The 15317-nt window shown below is 56.9% G+C and carries 16 protein-coding genes; 7 read left to right on the top strand and 9 right to left on the bottom strand.

Going from position 1 to position 15317, the window contains the following annotated elements; all coding sequences use genetic code 11:
• The first annotated feature begins 142 nt into the window (after positions 1-142).
• On the top strand, positions 143-2278 hold the full coding sequence (gene nrdD, locus AB6T85_RS19185) for an anaerobic ribonucleoside-triphosphate reductase (protein ID WP_369896374.1): 2136 nt from the start codon (positions 143-145) through the stop codon (positions 2276-2278).
• Entirely contained in the window at positions 2275-2739 is a 465-nt protein-coding gene (gene nrdG / locus AB6T85_RS19180; protein ID WP_253457959.1) for an anaerobic ribonucleoside-triphosphate reductase-activating protein, read from the top strand. Before nrdD ends, nrdG begins: the two co-directional genes overlap by 4 nt.
• Before the next feature lie 173 nt (positions 2740-2912).
• On the opposite strand, the gene AB6T85_RS19175 is transcribed toward nrdG, so the two are convergent.
• Complete coding sequence (locus AB6T85_RS19175) at positions 2913-3542, bottom strand: NAD(P)H-binding protein (protein WP_301729959.1); 630 nt, start codon at positions 3540-3542, stop codon at positions 2913-2915.
• A gap of 166 nt (positions 3543-3708) precedes the next feature.
• On the opposite strand from AB6T85_RS19175, the gene AB6T85_RS19170 reads away from it, so the two are divergent.
• The gene (locus tag AB6T85_RS19170; protein ID WP_125287129.1) at positions 3709-4230 is read left to right on the top strand and encodes a type 1 glutamine amidotransferase domain-containing protein; all 522 of its coding nucleotides are present in this window, start codon (positions 3709-3711) and stop codon (positions 4228-4230) included.
• Between the two features lie 31 nt (positions 4231-4261).
• On the opposite strand, the gene AB6T85_RS19165 is transcribed toward AB6T85_RS19170, so the two are convergent.
• Entirely contained in the window at positions 4262-4690 is a 429-nt protein-coding gene (locus AB6T85_RS19165) for a YhbP family protein (RefSeq protein ID WP_253457955.1), read from the bottom strand.
• An 89-nt stretch (positions 4691-4779) separates the two neighbouring features.
• Between AB6T85_RS19165 and AB6T85_RS19160 the strand changes: the two genes are divergently transcribed.
• Positions 4780-5085, top strand: a complete 306-nt coding sequence (locus tag AB6T85_RS19160; RefSeq protein WP_253457952.1) for a GIY-YIG nuclease family protein — start codon at positions 4780-4782, stop codon at positions 5083-5085.
• Here AB6T85_RS19160 and AB6T85_RS19155 read toward each other — a convergent pair.
• Positions 5072-5575: a GNAT family N-acetyltransferase gene (locus AB6T85_RS19155; protein WP_253457949.1), complete on the bottom strand. Its 504-nt coding sequence runs from the start codon at positions 5573-5575 to the stop codon at positions 5072-5074. The genes AB6T85_RS19160 and AB6T85_RS19155 overlap by 14 nt on opposite strands.
• Positions 5569-6096 (bottom strand): ubiquinone anaerobic biosynthesis accessory factor UbiT, encoded by a 528-nt coding sequence (gene ubiT / locus AB6T85_RS19150; RefSeq protein ID WP_301250714.1) that lies wholly within the window; start codon positions 6094-6096, stop codon positions 5569-5571. The genes AB6T85_RS19155 and ubiT overlap by 7 nt, the downstream gene beginning before the upstream one ends.
• A 200-nt stretch (positions 6097-6296) precedes the next feature.
• Between ubiT and ubiU the strand changes: the two genes are divergently transcribed.
• The 3 genes from ubiU (at position 6297) to AB6T85_RS19135 (ending at position 9354) form a co-directional block, all read left to right on the top strand.
• Positions 6297-7292, top strand: coding sequence for a ubiquinone anaerobic biosynthesis protein UbiU (gene ubiU, locus AB6T85_RS19145; RefSeq protein ID WP_253457943.1), 996 nt, complete (start codon positions 6297-6299; stop codon positions 7290-7292).
• Positions 7293-7300: 8 nt separating this feature from the next.
• Positions 7301-8179, top strand: a complete 879-nt coding sequence (locus tag AB6T85_RS19140) for a U32 family peptidase (protein WP_369896371.1) — start codon at positions 7301-7303, stop codon at positions 8177-8179.
• Positions 8180-8346: 167 nt separating this feature from the next.
• Positions 8347-9354, top strand: coding sequence for a luciferase-like monooxygenase (locus tag AB6T85_RS19135; RefSeq protein ID WP_369896370.1), 1008 nt, complete (start codon positions 8347-8349; stop codon positions 9352-9354).
• Positions 9355-9502: 148 nt separating this feature from the next.
• Here AB6T85_RS19135 and AB6T85_RS19130 read toward each other — a convergent pair whose 3' ends face one another.
• The 5 genes from AB6T85_RS19130 to rpsO form a co-directional block, all read right to left on the bottom strand.
• Entirely contained in the window at positions 9503-11407 is a 1905-nt protein-coding gene (locus AB6T85_RS19130) for a DEAD/DEAH family ATP-dependent RNA helicase (RefSeq protein WP_253457935.1), read from the bottom strand.
• Between the two features lie 16 nt (positions 11408-11423).
• On the bottom strand, positions 11424-11480 hold the full coding sequence (yrbN, locus tag AB6T85_RS19125) for a protein YrbN (protein ID WP_106382000.1): 57 nt from the start codon (positions 11478-11480) through the stop codon (positions 11424-11426).
• Positions 11481-11583: 103 nt separating this feature from the next.
• Positions 11584-12468: a lipoprotein NlpI gene (nlpI, locus tag AB6T85_RS19120; protein ID WP_253457932.1), complete on the bottom strand. Its 885-nt coding sequence runs from the start codon at positions 12466-12468 to the stop codon at positions 11584-11586.
• Positions 12469-12592: 124 nt separating this feature from the next.
• Complete coding sequence (gene pnp / locus AB6T85_RS19115) at positions 12593-14719, bottom strand: polyribonucleotide nucleotidyltransferase (protein ID WP_253457929.1); 2127 nt, start codon at positions 14717-14719, stop codon at positions 12593-12595.
• A 301-nt stretch (positions 14720-15020) separates the two neighbouring features.
• Complete coding sequence (gene rpsO / locus AB6T85_RS19110) at positions 15021-15290, bottom strand: 30S ribosomal protein S15 (protein WP_125287118.1); 270 nt, start codon at positions 15288-15290, stop codon at positions 15021-15023.
• Positions 15291-15317 lie beyond the last annotated feature (27 nt).

Genomic DNA, 15317 nt, shown 5'->3' with positions numbered 1-15317 from the left:
TTAAGTGTCTGACATTGCGTCACCCTTTTGCGATCTTTGTTCCAAATCAAAAACCAGGCGGTTAAATCGCAGGAAAGCACAACATATAGATACTATCATGCCACGCTATACCTATATGTAGATATTGAAACAGGGATACGCTATGGCTTCATTAGTGATTAAACGGGACGGCTGCCGCGCGCCTTTTGAGCAAGCACGCATTCTGGAGGCGATAAAAGGCGCGGCCAGCGCGGCGGCTATTCATGATGATGATTACTGCGCGCAGGTGACCGAACACATCTGTCGGCAGCTGACGCAGGAAGAAGTGGATATCCATGTTATTCAGAACGCCGTTGAAAACGCGCTGATGGCCGGCCCCTATCCCGCGCTGGCCCGAACCTATATAGAATATCGTCACGACCGCGATATTGCCCGCGAGCTGCGCGGCAAGCTGAATAAGGAGATCCGTGGGCTGGTCGAGCAAAGCAACCCGGCGCTGCTGAACGAAAACGCCAATAAAGACAGTAAAGTGATCCCCACGCAGCGCGATCTGCTGGCCGGTATCGTAGCCAAACACTATGCCACCCAGCATATCCTGCCGCGCGACGTGGTGTTGGCTCACGAGCGCGGCGAAATTCACTATCACGACCTGGACTACTCGCCCTTCTTCCCGATGTTCAACTGCATGCTGATCGATCTTAAAGGCATGCTGACCCAGGGCTTTAAGATGGGCAACGCCGAGATAGAGCCGCCTAAATCGATCTCGACCGCTACCGCCGTGACCGCGCAGATTATCGCTCAGGTCGCCAGCCATATTTATGGCGGCACCACTATTAACCGGATTGACGAGGTGCTGGCGCCTTTTGTCGAGGCAAGCCGGGAAAAACATCGGCAGGCGGCGCGTAAATGGCAAATTGCCGATGTGGAAGCCTACGCGCAGAGCTGCACGGAGAAGGAGTGCTTCGACGCCTTCCAGTCGCTGGAGTATGAGGTGAATACGCTGCATACCGCCAACGGCCAGACGCCTTTTGTGACCTTTGGCTTCGGCCTTGGCACCAGCTGGGCGGCGCGGCTGGTGCAGCAGTCCATTCTGCGCAACCGCATTGCCGGGCTGGGGAAAAACCATAAAACGGCGGTGTTCCCCAAGCTGGTCTTCGCCATCAAAGAGGGGCTGAACCGCTCGCCGGGCGACGCCAATTACGATATCAAACAGCTGGCGCTGGAGTGCGCCAGCAAGCGCATGTATCCCGATATCCTTAATTATGAGCAGGTGGTGAAAGTGACCGGCTCGTTTAAAACGCCGATGGGCTGCCGCAGCTTCCTGGGCGTATGGGAAAAGAACGGCGAGCAGGTGCATGAAGGACGGAATAATATCGGCGTGATTAGCCTGAATCTGCCGCGCATCGCGCTGGAGGCGGCAGGTGATGAAGCTCGCTTTTGGGATCTGCTGGACAGCCGTCTGCGGCTGGCGAAAAAAGCGCTGATGACCCGTATCGCCAGGCTGGAAAACGTCAAAGCGCGCGTGGCACCGATCCTCTATATGGAAGGCGCCTGCGGCGTGCGGCTGAAGGCAGACGATAACGTGGCGGAAATTTTCAGACACGGACGCGCTTCGATCTCGCTGGGCTATATCGGCATTCATGAAACCATTAACGCCCTGAGCGGCGGCAAAACCCATCTTTACGATGATGCGGAGCTGCGGCGCAAGGCGCTGGCTATCGTCAGCCGCCTGCGCGAAACGGTCGAGGCCTGGAAAGAGGAAACCGGCTACGGCTTCAGCCTTTACAGCACGCCAAGCGAGAACCTGTGCGACCGCTTCTGCCGTCTGGATCGCGCGCAGTTCGGCATCGTCAAAGGCGTGACCGACAAAGGCTACTACACCAACAGCTTTCATCTTGACGTCGAGAAGAAGGTTAACCCCTACGACAAAATCGATTTCGAAGCGGCCTATCCGCCGCTCGCCAACGGCGGTTTTATCTGTTACGGCGAATATCCCAATATCCAGCATAACCTGAAGGCGCTGGAGGATGTCTGGGACTACAGCTACAGCCGCGTGCCCTATTACGGCACCAATACCCCGATCGACGAATGCTACGAGTGCGGCTTTACCGGAGAGTTTGACTGCACCAGCAAGGGCTTTACCTGCCCCAAATGCGGCAACCACGATCCTGAACGCGTTTCCGTCACCCGGCGCGTCTGCGGCTATCTGGGCAGCCCGGACGCGCGGCCGTTCAACGCCGGCAAGCAGGAGGAAGTGAAGCGCCGCGTTAAGCATCTGGCCGCAGGCCAGCTGGGGTGAATATTCATCAATATTACCCGGTCGATATCGTTAACGGGCCGGGTACGCGCTGCACGCTGTTCGTGGCCGGCTGCGAGCACCAGTGCGTCGGCTGCTATAACAAAAGCACCTGGCGGCTCTATTCCGGCTATCCCTTTACCGTGCAAATGGAAGAGCAGCTGATTGCCGATCTGAACGATACGCGCATCCCGCGCCAGGGTCTGTCGCTGTCGGGCGGCGATCCGCTGCATCCGGCTAACGTGGCCGATATTTACCGGCTGGTACAACGGGTGCGTCGCGACTGTGCGGGAAAAGATATCTGGCTGTGGACGGGCTACTGTCTGGCGGAGCTGAGCGCAGAGCAGCGCCGTGTGGTAGAGCTGCTCGACGTGCTGGTGGACGGTAAATTTATTGAGGCGCTGCGCGATCCGGCGCTGCGCTGGCGAGGCAGCAGCAATCAGGTTATCCACTATCTGCGCTAAGGACGGCGCGGCTTGCTTATCCCGTTCGCCTTTCCCGGCACGGCTAAATCTTATTTACCGACGCGGGCGGGACGCTGTAAATATCGAACTGACCGCTCCATGCGGAGCAGCTACTCACAGTGTTTGCAGATCGCTGACGCAGCGGTCACATTACTATGCCGTTTCGGTCGCGCTTACCGCGCGTGCGGGATCGCTGACGACTCGATGACGGTGACCTCCTGCCGTGCTGGCGCAAAAGCTTCGCGCAGCATCACGGCGGCGACGTCTCTGGCGGCAACGGCGCGCCAGTTGCCCGGCAGCAGACGAAACAGCGGCGCCATCAGCGACTCGCCCGCGCGGCTGTTTTCTCTTTCGCCCAGCAGCAGCGACGGCCGGATTAAGGTCAGGCGCGGCCAGCCCTGCTTTTGCAGCGCGTTCTCCATCTCGCCCTTCACCCGATTGTAGAAGAAAGGCGAATGCATATTTGCGCCATGCGCGCTGACCACCAGCAGATGTTTGGCGCCGAGCCGCTGACCGGCAATGGCCGTATCCACCACCAGCGCATAGTCGACGTGGATAAAGGCCGCCTTGCTGCCCGCCTCGCGCCGCGTGGTGCCCAGACAGCAAAAGACAATATCCAGCGGCGTTTGCAGCGGGCCCAGCACGTCGGTGAGATCGGCCTCCACCAGGTTAGTTACCTTGTTCATCTCCGGCAGCTTACGTCTTGTTGGCGCCACGATCTCGCTGACGCGCGGATCGTCAATCAGCAGGCGCAGAAGATGTTGTCCCACCAGGCCGGTCGCACCGGTAATCAGTACTCTCATCCGTTTCTCCTTTTTACTGAGTGTAGCCTTCGCCTCCCAAAGCGGTTAGCGGCAGCTAACTCCCCCCTGTAATCAGTAACATGCAGCGCATTACTTCGACGCGGCTTGATTTTTCAGTGTTTTCAACCAGGCTTAACTGACTTCACAATAATAACCGGAGGAAAAGATGAGCAAGAAGATTGCTGTCCTGATCACTGATGAATTCGAAGACTCCGAATTTACTTCGCCAGCCGAAGCCTATACCAAAGCTGGCCACCAGGTTGTGACTATTGATAAAAAAGCGGGCGTCACCGTCACCGGCAAGCAGGGTAAAGCCCAGGTGAAGATCGATAAAGATATCGACCATGTAAACGTGGACGACTTCGACGCGCTGCTGCTGCCGGGCGGTCATTCGCCGGATAGCCTGCGCGGCGACGATCGCTTTGTAAACTTCACCAAAGCCTTTGTGGATGCCGGTAAGCCGATCTTCGCTATCTGCCACGGCCCACAGCTGCTGATTAGCGCCAACGCCACGCGAGGCCGCAAAATGACCTCGGTGAAGGCTATCGCTATCGATCTGAAAAATGCCGGTGCCGACTTCTACGACAAAGAAGTGGTGGTGGACAACGACAAGCTGGTCACCAGCCGTACGCCGGACGATCTGCCTGCGTTCAACCGTGAATCGCTGCGCATTCTCGAAACCGTTTGAGAGTAGCGGCCAGGTTCGCCTGGCCGTTCTTTTATTCCCGCCGCCAGCTCAGCTTTTTGCCAAATCCCAACGCGTTATCCACCATTTTCAGCTCGCTGACGGCAATTTCCCAAAGGGGCGCTGAAGCTGCCGCCGCGACCGGAAATCGTTTGATATAGGCCCTACGTGCTTTCTCTTCTGCCGCCCCCGTCAACAGGCTGACCTGCCCCGTATACTGCACGCCTTTGATTAACATCACCGACTTCGGCTGGCCGTTAATCGTGCCTGCAACCTGCGGATCGCGGACAAACTGGCTGCCGTGACGCGTTTTCTCCTCCGTCATCAGCCAGAACGCAACGTTCTCTGCATCAAAGACATAAAAACAGTTGGCGCACCAGACGGGGCTACCGCCGCACACCGACAGCACATGCTGCTTTTGTAAATAGCGGGTGATGGCCTGTAACGGCTCTGGTTCGGACATGATGACTCCCTGAAAACTACGCAAAAAACCTTTCGCGCCGTGCGCGAGCTGATAAACTTTCGGCCACGACTGGCGACGGGCAATAACGGATGGCAACACAGGCAACAGCGCCATGGCACCTTTATATCGTGCAGACAGCAGGCGGCGCGCTCTATACCGGCATTACTAATGATGTGCCGCGACGCTTTAAGCAGCATCAGGCGGGCACGGGCGCGAAGGCGCTGCGCGGCAAAGGGCCGCTGACGCTGCTGTTTCACTGCGAAGCGGGCGACCGCGCCAGCGCCTCCAGGCTGGAATACCGGATAAAGCAGCTGAAACGGCAGGAAAAAATCAGGCTGGTGACGCACCAGCCTGTTTCACTTGAAGCCTGGCTGACCGATCTTACTGGCGGTTAAACGGCGCCGCGAAATCGATCTGGCCTTCCACGCCGCTAAAAGCATCATCCGCCAGCTTGTAGACCTGGAAAGCGGCTTCACCGCCCTGCCAGCGGCAGCGTAGCTGATGGCGGGCGGCCGGTTCAAAACCGTAGCGCCCGTAATAGTCGGGATCGCCCACCACCACTACGGCGGCGTAGCCGAACTCGTTAAGCGTATCCAGCCCCTCGTAAATCAGCTGCTTGTCTAACGGCTGGTCGCGTACGCTTTCATCCACCACCAGCGGCGCCAGGCCTACCCACTGCTTGTCTTCGCCATTCAGGGTGACCGGGCTGAAGGCTGCATAGCCCAGCACCTGTCCTTCATCATCGGTCGCCACAATGCCCAGCGTCAGTAAGCCATCTTCACGCAGCTGCTGTACCAGCTCCGCCTCTGCGGAGGTGGGAAAGCTGCGGCGCAACAAACTGTCTATGCTGGCCGCATCGACGCCGATTTCCGTACGAATTAACATGTTACACCTGCGCGATCTGCTGTCGCAGCCGCGTCCTCAGTCAGTCCTGCCTCAATAAAATCAGCCAGCTGCATCAATCCGATTCGCAGCGGCTTCGGCATAGTCTCAAGCTCGATAGCATCCATCAGATTTTTGACTTCCAGCCCCAGCTCGGTATCGCCTTCAATCACCAGCCGACGCTGAAAAAATAGCGTATCCGGATCGCGCCGACGCGCCGCCACCAGCAGCAGGTCGTTGACGTCGCCGCGAAACCACACATCCGCCTCGGCCCGATCGGCCACCCGTAACGCGCCCTGCTCAACGGTGGTTGCCCAACTCAGCCCCAGATCGCGGATTTCAACACCTAACCAGTGCCCCTGCAAAAAGTTTAACTCACCTTCCGCCAGTGCATAGTGAAATTGCCAGCTCAGCAGCTGCTGCAAAAAATGTTTTTTAGCGGCAAAGGGGGCAAATTGTAGCGGCAGACGCAGCCACTGCGGGCCTTTGCGAACCAGCTGCGCGCGTAACGGGTTAAGCACCATTATCACTCCTTCAGATAAAATTTCAGCTATTTTGCCATATTGCAGGATCCTGTAAGGCAGATGGATCAACAAAGTGCGCAAACCTTGCCGGCTTCGTCATAAAAATTATGGCGATCGTTACGCTTTTCACTGCCCTGCATCAAAAAATGGCACGGTGGAGAAGCGTAAACTTCTTTGTTCTCTTGCTTACGGGATCTTATATGGAACTGCTTTGTCCTGCCGGCAATCTACCGGCCCTGAAGGCGGCCATCGCCAGCGGCGCAGATGCTGTCTACGTTGGGCTGAAAGATGATACCAACGCCCGTCATTTCGCCGGCCTTAACTTCACGGCAAAACGGCTGGAAGAGGCCGCTCGCTACGTTCATCAGCATAGACGCAAACTGCATGTTGCGATTAATACTTTCGCCCATCCATCCGGCTATGCCCGCTGGGAAAACGCCATAGACAGCGCGGCCGACGCGGGCGTGGACGCACTGATCCTGGCCGATATCGCCATGCTGGAATACGCAGCAAGCCGCTATCCTCACATCGAGCGACACGTTTCCGTGCAGGCTTCGGCCACCAACAGCGAAGCGATAAAATTCTATCAGCGCCATTTTGACGTTGCGCGCGTAGTGCTGCCGCGCGTGCTTTCCGTGCATCAGGTTCGCCAGCTTGCCCGCACGTCGCCCGTGCCGCTGGAAGTGTTCGCTTTCGGCAGCCTGTGCATTATGGCCGAAGGTCGCTGCTACCTCTCTTCCTGGCTGACCGGCGAGTCGCCTAATACCGTAGGCGCCTGCTCGCCCGCCCGTTTTGTTCGCTGGCAGCAAACGCCAGACGGGCTGGAATCCCGCCTGAATAACGTGCTGATTGACCGCTACGGCGCTCAGGAAAACGCCGGCTACCCTACCCTGTGTAAAGGCCGTTATAAGGTGGAGCAGACGGCTTACCACACGCTGGAGGAGCCGACCAGCCTGAACACGCTTGAGCTGCTTCCCACGCTGCTGGGCATGAATATCGCCTCGGTGAAAATCGAAGGCCGTCAGCGCAGCCCGGCCTATGTGCAGCAGGTGACGCAAATCTGGCGACAGGCTATCGATCGCTGCAAGGCCGATCCGCAGAATTTTGCCGTGCAGCAGCACTGGATGGCCGCGCTCAGCGCCCTGAGCGAAGGGACGCAAACCACGCTGGGTGCTTATCATCGTCAATGGCAGTAGGAAAAATCATGAAGTATGCGTTAGGGCCGGTGCTTTGGTACTGGCCGAAAGAAAATCTGTACGCTTTCTACCAGGCCGCCGCCGCCAGCCAGGCGGACATTATCTATCTGGGCGAGGCGGTGTGCAGCAAACGCCGCGCCGTTAAATTTGCCGACTGGATGGCGCTGGCAAAAGAACTGGTCGGCGCGGGCAAGCAGGTTGCGCTAAGCACGCTGGCGCTGGTTGAGTCGCCTTCCGAGCTGACCGAGCTGAAGCGCTATGTCGATAACGGCGAATTTCTGATTGAAGCCAACGATATGGGCACGGTGCATATGGCCGCGGAAGCGGGCCTGCCTTTTGTCGCCGGTCATGCGCTGAACTGTTATAACGCCATGACGCTGCGCCTGCTGCATAAGCTGGGTATGGTGCGCTGGTGTATGCCGGTCGAGCTTTCGCGCGACTGGCTCTGCGCGCTGTTAGCCCAGTGCGAAGAGCTGGGGATCCGCGGCCGGTTCGACGTAGAGGTGCTGGGGTACGGCTATCTGCCGCTGGCGCTCTCCGCCCGCTGCTTTACCGCCCGCGCCGAAGATCGCAGCAAAGACGATTGCCAGACCTGTTGTATTAACTACCCTCACGGCAGAGCGGTGCGCTCTCAGGAAGATCAGCAGGTGTTTGTGCTGAACGGTATCCAGACCATGAGCGGCTACTGCTATAATTTGGGGAACGATCTGGTTTCCATGCAGGGATTGGTGGACATTGTCCGTTTCTCACCGCAGGGAACCGACACGCTGGAAGTGATAAATGCCTTTCACGCTAATGAAACGGGCCATGCGCCGTTAACGCTGATTGACCAGCAGCACTGCAACGGCTACTGGCGGCAAATGGCCGGTCTGACGCTGGTGGAGTAACGCGCCGTCGGCCAGCCGCCATTTCGTTTAGCGCGGTAGAGGCACACTTATCTTTCTTCACGTCCCGGGCTCGCGTAAAGTGCTGCAAATTGCCAATCCGCTTCCCTGAAGATCGCTTAGGCTGTGTATTTGCGCAGGCGCGTAGCCTGGAAATAAAGTGAGCGATTATGTCTGATAAAAAAACTGCCTCTCTGTCCGTGCTCGATCTGGCCCCGATCCCTCAGGGCGCGACCGCGCGTGACGCTTTTCATACCTCGCTGGCGATGGCGCAGCAGGCGGAACAACTGGGTTTCAACCGCTACTGGCTGGCTGAACACCACAATATGACCGGCATCGCCAGCGCGGCGACGTCGGTGCTGATCGGCTATCTTGCCGCTAATACCAGCACGCTACGGCTCGGCTCCGGCGGCGTGATGCTGCCAAACCACGCGCCGCTGGTGATTGCCGAGCAGTTCGGTACGCTGGAATCTCTCTATCCGGGACGCATTGATTTAGGCCTGGGACGCGCGCCCGGCTCCGATCAGCGCACCATGATGGCGCTGCGTCGGCATATGGGCGGTCACGTGGATAACTTCCCGGCCGACGTGGCGGAGATAGTCGGCTGGTTCGACGCTGAACAGGGCGAGGCGCCTGCCGTTCAGCCGGTGCCGGGCCTGGGCCTGAAAATCCCCGTCTGGCTGCTTGGCTCCAGCCTTTACAGCGCCCAACTCGCGGCGAAGCTGGGCCTGCCGTTCGCTTTCGCCTCGCATTTTGCGCCCGAGATGCTGTTCCAGGCGCTTCACCTTTATCGCGAAAACTTTAAGCCTTCGGCTCGCCTGGCGCAGCCGCACGCGATGGTTTGCGTTAACGTGGTCGCCGCCGACAGCGAGGGCGATGCCCGTTTCCTGTTTACCTCCATGCAGCAGCAGTTCGTCAATCTGCGTCGCGGTCAGCCGGGCCCGCTGCCTGCGCCGGTGGAAAATATGGATAACCTGTGGTCGCCTTCCGAGCAGTATGGCGTGCAGCAGGCGTTAAGCATGTCGATTGTCGGCGATCTGGATAAAGTGCGTCACGGCCTGTCTGCACTGATGCGGGAAACCCAGGCGGATGAAATCATGGTAAACGGCCAGATTTTTGATAAAGAGGCGCGGCTGCGCTCGTTTGCGCTGGCCATGGAAGCCTACCGCTCGCTGTAACAAAAATGGCGGGGGAAGCCATTCCCTCGCCCGCTGTTAAAACGATTCCCGCCTGACGTACTCGCCCCGCTGCAACTATTCGCTTTCTTAAAGGCAAAAAAAATGCCGGTCACTTTTCAGTGACCGGCATCAGACTGGCTAGCAGTGATTAGGCATCACGACGACGAGTCGGCGCTGCGCCGTCTTCACGACGTGGTGCACGACCGTCACGGCTGAAGCCGCCCGGACGACGCTCGCCGCTACCGCTGCGCTCGTTGCTGAAACGACGACCGCCTTCGCTACGTCCGCCTTCGCTACGCGCGCCGCCGAAACCGCCGCGACCTGGCGCACCGCTACCGCGACGCTCACCGCCACGATCGTTGCTGCGAGGCTGCGCATCACCAATCAGCTGCATATTCATCGGCTTGTTCAGAATACGCGTGCGGGTGAAATGAGACAGAATGTCGCCCGGCATGCCTTTTGGCAGTTCGATAGTTGAGTGCGTACCAAACAGCTTGATGTTGCCGATGTAGCGGCTGCTGATATCGCCTTCGTTAGCGATAGCGCCAACGATATGACGAACTTCAACGCCGTCATCACGACCCACTTCGATACGGTAAACTTCCATATCGCCAACGTCACGACGTTCACGACGTGGACGATCGCCATCACGGGCTTCGCGAGGACCACGGTCCGGACGGTCGCCGCGACGATCGTCACGCTCTTTGAACTCACGACGCGGACGTGGAGCCGGATCTGCCGGTACGATCAGCGGACGTTCGCCCTGCGCCATTTTCAGCAGCGCGGCAGCCAGCGTTTCGATATCCAGCTCTTCTTCCGCAGGCTGCATTTTGCTCAGCAGCGCACGGTACTGTTCCAGATCGCTGCTTTCCAGCTGCTGCTGAACTTTAGCGGCAAACTTGGCCAGACGACGCTGACCCAGCAGCTCTGCGTTTGGCAGCTCTACTTCAGGAATAGTCAGCTTCATGGTGCGTTCGATGTTACGCAGCAGACGACGCTCGCGGTTCTCAACGAACAGCAGCGCACGGCCGGCACGACCTGCACGACCGGTACGGCCGATACGGTGAACGTAAGATTCGGCATCCATTGGGATGTCGTAGTTCACAACCAGGCTGATACGCTCAACGTCCAGACCACGTGCCGCTACGTCGGTAGCGATCAGAATATCCAGACGGCCGTCTTTCAGACGCTCCAGGGTCTGCTCACGCAGCGCCTGATTCATATCGCCGTTCAGGGCCGCACTGTTATAACCGCTGCGCTCCAGCGCTTCGGCCACTTCCAGCGTGGCGTTTTTGGTGCGCACGAAGATAATCGCCGCATCAAAATCTTCCGACTCCAGGAAGCGTACCAGCGCGTCGGTCTTACGACCGTAAGCGGTCCAGTAGCTCTGGCTGATATCAGGACGCGTGGTCAGGCTTGACTGAATACGCACTTCCTGTGGATCTTTCATGAAGCGTTTGGTGATACGACGAATCGCTTCTGGCATGGTGGCAGAGAACAGCGCGGTCTGATGATCGGCCGGGATCTGCGCCATAATCGTTTCAACGTCTTCGATGAAGCCCATACGCAGCATTTCATCGGCTTCGTCCAGCACCAGGCCGCGCAGGTTAGAAAGGTCTAACGTGCCGCGTTTCAGGTGGTCCAGCAGACGACCAGGCGTACCCACAACAACCTGTGGACCCTGGCGCAGCGCACGCAGCTGTACGTCGTAACGCTGGCCGCCGTAAAGGGCCACTACGTTAAGACCGCGCATGTGTTTAGAGAATTCAGTTACGGCTTCCGCAACCTGAACCGCCAACTCACGAGTTGGTGCCAGCACCAGGATTTGTGGCGCTTTCAGGTTGCTGTCAATGTTGTGTAGCAGTGGCAGCGAGAACGCTGCGGTTTTGCCGCTACCGGTCTGTGCCATACCCAATACGTCACGGCCCGCCAGCAGATGTGGGATACACTCTGCCTGGATCGGAGATGGCTTAACATAGCCCATGCCGTTAAGTGATTCGAGGATGGATTCGTTCAGACCCAGGTCAGCAAAAGTGGTTTCAATTTCAGTCATGTAGTACACGTGCCTCTTAGATTGCGGCGGCCAGTCTACATAACTCGTCGTGAAAACATTCAGTCATTTTCATCAAAAAGTGTGAACCGGCTCAAATTAGTGGTTTCGACGAACAAGAAAGCCCTCACCCGTGAAGATGATGACATTTCAAAAATCAGGCAAAAAAAGTTCGTCAGCTATTGCTGGTCAGATTCTGATAAATCGTCTTGTGTCTGGCCGAGTAGCGCCAGCTCCAACAATGCATATCGGTGCTCAACAAAGTTATGGACGTTGTTGGCAACCGTCAGCTTGAACAACGCTTCTGCGTTGTCCTTCTCCCCCAGACTTAGGTAGTGCTTACCTAAATAGAAGTTGGTTTCACTGAGATGTTCAGCGAGCGAGGTGTTATCCGTTGCGTCCGCCTTGAGCCTCTCCATCAGCGTTTTTTCGCTGATACGGCCCAGGTAGAACTCGACAATATTCCATCCCCATTGGTCTCTGTCCGCCTTATCGTAACGCTGCTTCAGCGCCACTTCTGCCTTGTCGGCGCTCATCTCACGTTCATCGAGATAGAGCCACAGGCTGCGGAAAGGATCGTTAGGATCGTCTTGATAAAACGCCAGCAGATCATCTTGCGCTAGTTTAAATCTTCCACCGTAGTAGAGTGCGATTCCGCGATTTAAACGCGCGTAATTGTAAGTTGGATCAAGCTCAAGTACAGAATCAAACGCTTCGTAGGCAGCATCAAAATTGCCTGCCTGCGTCAGATATATGCCTAAGTAATTGAATACTTCCGGCATATCCGGTCTGACAGACAGCGCTTGTGAAAAATCATTTCGCGCCAGTGCTCTCAAACCTAAACTATCATACAACACTCCGCGCTCATATAACAGCTGTGCGCGTTCATCATCGGTTAATGCCCGACTGGCAAGTATTTGTTCCATGCGCGCCAGGATCACTTCCTGCTGCAACGTAGGCTGTAGCGGAACAGCCAAAACCTCGTTGTTACGCCAATCCGGGTTGCTGCATCCTGCCAGCGTTAAAGCTGTCGCAACGAAACACCAGCGCAAAAAAGGCTTCATTCACCACTCCCAAATACAAACAATGGGATGATCATCCTTTCATCCGCCTGCCGTGCACAAGGTGTCGTCCTGTCCTCGCGATGGAACAGCTCTTCGCGTCGCCGCGAAGAGCTTAGTGTGCTGCTTATTCTGCTGAAGCTTCTGGCGCAGGCGCCGCAGCCGCTTCCGGCTCGGCCGCTTCCTTGATGCTCAGGCGCACGCGGCCCTGACGATCAACTTCCAGAACTTTCACCGGGACTTCCTGGCCCATCTGCAGATAGTCAGTGACTTTCTCAACGCGCTTGTCGGCGATTTGAGAAATGTGCACCAGACCTTCTTTACCGCCGCCGATAGCGACGAAGGCGCCGAAGTCGACGATGCGGGTCACTTTACCGTTGTAAATGCGGCCCACTTCGATTTCTGCCGTGATCTCTTCGATACGGCGGATAGCGAACTTCGCTTTGTCACCGTCGGTCGCAGCGATTTTCACGGTACCGTCATCTTCGATTTCGATGGTGGTGCCGGTCTCTTCGGTCAGCGCACGAATAACAGAACCGCCTTTACCGATCACGTCTTTGATCTTGTCCGGGCTGATCTTGATGGTATGGATGCGCGGAGCAAACTGCGAGATATCGCCGCGTGGCGTGCTGATAGCCTGTTCCATTACGCCCAGGATATGCAGACGCGCGCCTTTAGCCTGGTTCAGCGCCACCTGCATGATTTCGCGGGTGATGCCTTCGATTTTGATGTCCATCTGCAGCGCGGTGATGCCTTCACGGCTACCGGCTACTTTGAAGTCCATGTCGCCCAGGTGATCTTCATCGCCCAGGATATCTGACAGCACAACAAAGTTATCGTTGTCTTTAACCAGACCCATCGCGATACCGGCTACGGCCGCTTTGATCGGCACGCCCGCGTCCATCAGCGCCAGTGAAGCGCCGCATACGGAAGCCATAGACGATGAACCGTTGGATTCGGTGATTTCTGACACTACACGTACGGTGTACGGGAACGCGTCGCCTTTCGGCATTACGGCCAGCACGCCGCGCTTCGCCAGACGACCGTGACCAATTTCACGACGCTTAGGCGAGCCAACCATACCGGTTTCACCCACGGAGTACGGAGGGAAGTTGTAGTGGAACAGGAAGTTGTCGGTGCGTTCACCCATCAACTCGTCCAGGTTCTGTGCGTCACGCGCGGTGCCCAGCGTCGCCGTTACCAGCGCCTGAGTTTCGCCACGGGTAAACAGCGCGGAGCCGTGAGTACGCGGCAGCACGCCGGTGCGCACGTCCAGACCACGGATCATATCTTTTTCACGACCGTCGATACGCGGCTCACCACGCAGAATGCGGCTACGCACCACGTTCTTTTCCAGACCGTGCAGGATATCGCTGATTTCGCCTTCGTCCAGGCTTGCGTCTTCCGCCAGCAGCGCCGCTGTGGTTTCAGATTTGATCACGTCAACCTGAGCGTAACGCTCCTGTTTTTCGGTGATGCGGTAAGCGTCGCTCAGACGGGATTCGGCCAGCGCGGCGATGCGGCTGTTCAGCGCTTCGTTAACCGCTTCCGGCTGCCATTCCCAGCGAGGTTTGCCCGCTTCGGCAACCAGTGCCTTAATGTTTTCGATAACAACCTGCTGCTGCTCGTGGCCAAATACCACGGCGCCCAGCATCTGATCTTCGCTCAGCAGTTCCGCTTCGGATTCCACCATCAGCACGGCACCTTCGGTACCAGCAACAACCAGATCCAGCTTGCTTTCTTTCAGCTCGTCGGTGGTTGGGTTCAGCACGTACTGGTCGTTGATGTAACCCACGCGGGCAGAGCCGATTGGGCCGTTGAAAGGAATACCGGACAGGCTCAGCGCGGCAGAAGCGCCGATCATCGCTACGATATCAGGGTTAACCTGTGGGTTAACGGAAACCACGGTGGCAATCACCTGGACTTCGTTAACAAAACCTTCCGGGAACAGCGGACGAAGCGGGCGGTCAATCAGACGCGCAATCAGCGTTTCGCCTTCGCTTGGACGGCCTTCACGACGGAAGAAGCTGCCCGGGATACGACCAGCAGCGTAGGTACGCTCCTGATAGTTGATGGTCAGAGGGAAAAAGTCCTGACCCGGCTTGGCTTTTTTCTGGCCAACTACGGTTACAAATACAGCGGTGTCGTCCATGCTGACCATAACGGCAGCGGTGGCCTGACGAGCCATCATACCGGTTTCAAGCGTGACGGTATGCTGACCATACTGGAATTTTTTTACGATCGGATTCAGCAAAATAATGTCCTTAACGTTCCTGGCAAGAGCTTTCTCCTGCCGTGACTCTTAAATCTTCATTGCATCCTCGCGACTAATGACAACCCTAATCCCTTATGGGACAAAGCCTCTCATTAGCCGCGCGAATCTCTGCAACTGAAGATCACACTCAGCAACAATACAATAGTTTGGCCTGGATTGCTGCCGCCCGACTGAAAAAAGGGGCCATAAAGGCCCCTTTTTAGCGAAACTCGCACAAATCTGCCTTTTTCCCCCTTTTCCTTCGTCGGACGACGAAAGCGAGGAGAGCAGACTGTAAGACTTAGCGACGCAGACCCAGACGCTCGATCAGGCTGGTGTAACGTGCAACGTCTTTACGCTTCAGGTAATCCAGCAGCTTACGACGCTGTGAAACCATGCGCAGCAGACCGCGACGGCTGTGGTGGTCTTTTTTGTGCTCAGAGAAGTGACCCTGCAGATGGTTAATCTGAGCGGTCAGCAGAGCAACCTGAACTTCGGTAGAACCACTGTCGTTAGCATCACGGCCGTAATCAGCAACGATCTGCGCTTTGTTTTCTGCACTTAGAGACATTTTACTACTCCAAATTTTAAGATAAAT

Source organism: Erwinia aeris, from assembly GCF_041224955.1.
GTDB lineage: Bacteria > Pseudomonadota > Gammaproteobacteria > Enterobacterales > Enterobacteriaceae > Erwinia > Erwinia aeris.
This window is presented reverse-complemented; position numbering and strand designations above follow the sequence as displayed.

Coding starts and splice junctions, on each gene's coding strand:
- AB6T85_RS19160 (WP_253457952.1), top strand. CDS start 4,780: ATGGCAACACAGGCAACAGCGCCATGGCACCTTTATATCGTGCAGACA.
- AB6T85_RS19140 (WP_369896371.1), top strand. CDS start 7,301: ATGAAGTATGCGTTAGGGCCGGTGCTTTGGTACTGGCCGAAAGAAAAT.
- ubiU (WP_253457943.1), top strand. CDS start 6,297: ATGGAACTGCTTTGTCCTGCCGGCAATCTACCGGCCCTGAAGGCGGCC.
- ubiT (WP_301250714.1), bottom strand. CDS start 6,096: ATGGTGCTTAACCCGTTACGCGCGCAGCTGGTTCGCAAAGGCCCGCAG.
- AB6T85_RS19130 (WP_253457935.1), bottom strand. CDS start 11,407: ATGACTGAAATTGAAACCACTTTTGCTGACCTGGGTCTGAACGAATCC.
- nrdD (WP_369896374.1), top strand. CDS start 143: ATGGCTTCATTAGTGATTAAACGGGACGGCTGCCGCGCGCCTTTTGAG.
- AB6T85_RS19175 (WP_301729959.1), bottom strand. CDS start 3,542: ATGAGAGTACTGATTACCGGTGCGACCGGCCTGGTGGGACAACATCTT.
- rpsO (WP_125287118.1), bottom strand. CDS start 15,290: ATGTCTCTAAGTGCAGAAAACAAAGCGCAGATCGTTGCTGATTACGGC.
- AB6T85_RS19155 (WP_253457949.1), bottom strand. CDS start 5,575: ATGTTAATTCGTACGGAAATCGGCGTCGATGCGGCCAGCATAGACAGT.
- AB6T85_RS19170 (WP_125287129.1), top strand. CDS start 3,709: ATGAGCAAGAAGATTGCTGTCCTGATCACTGATGAATTCGAAGACTCC.
- AB6T85_RS19165 (WP_253457955.1), bottom strand. CDS start 4,690: ATGTCCGAACCAGAGCCGTTACAGGCCATCACCCGCTATTTACAAAAG.
- nlpI (WP_253457932.1), bottom strand. CDS start 12,468: ATGAAGCCTTTTTTGCGCTGGTGTTTCGTTGCGACAGCTTTAACGCTG.
- AB6T85_RS19135 (WP_369896370.1), top strand. CDS start 8,347: ATGTCTGATAAAAAAACTGCCTCTCTGTCCGTGCTCGATCTGGCCCCG.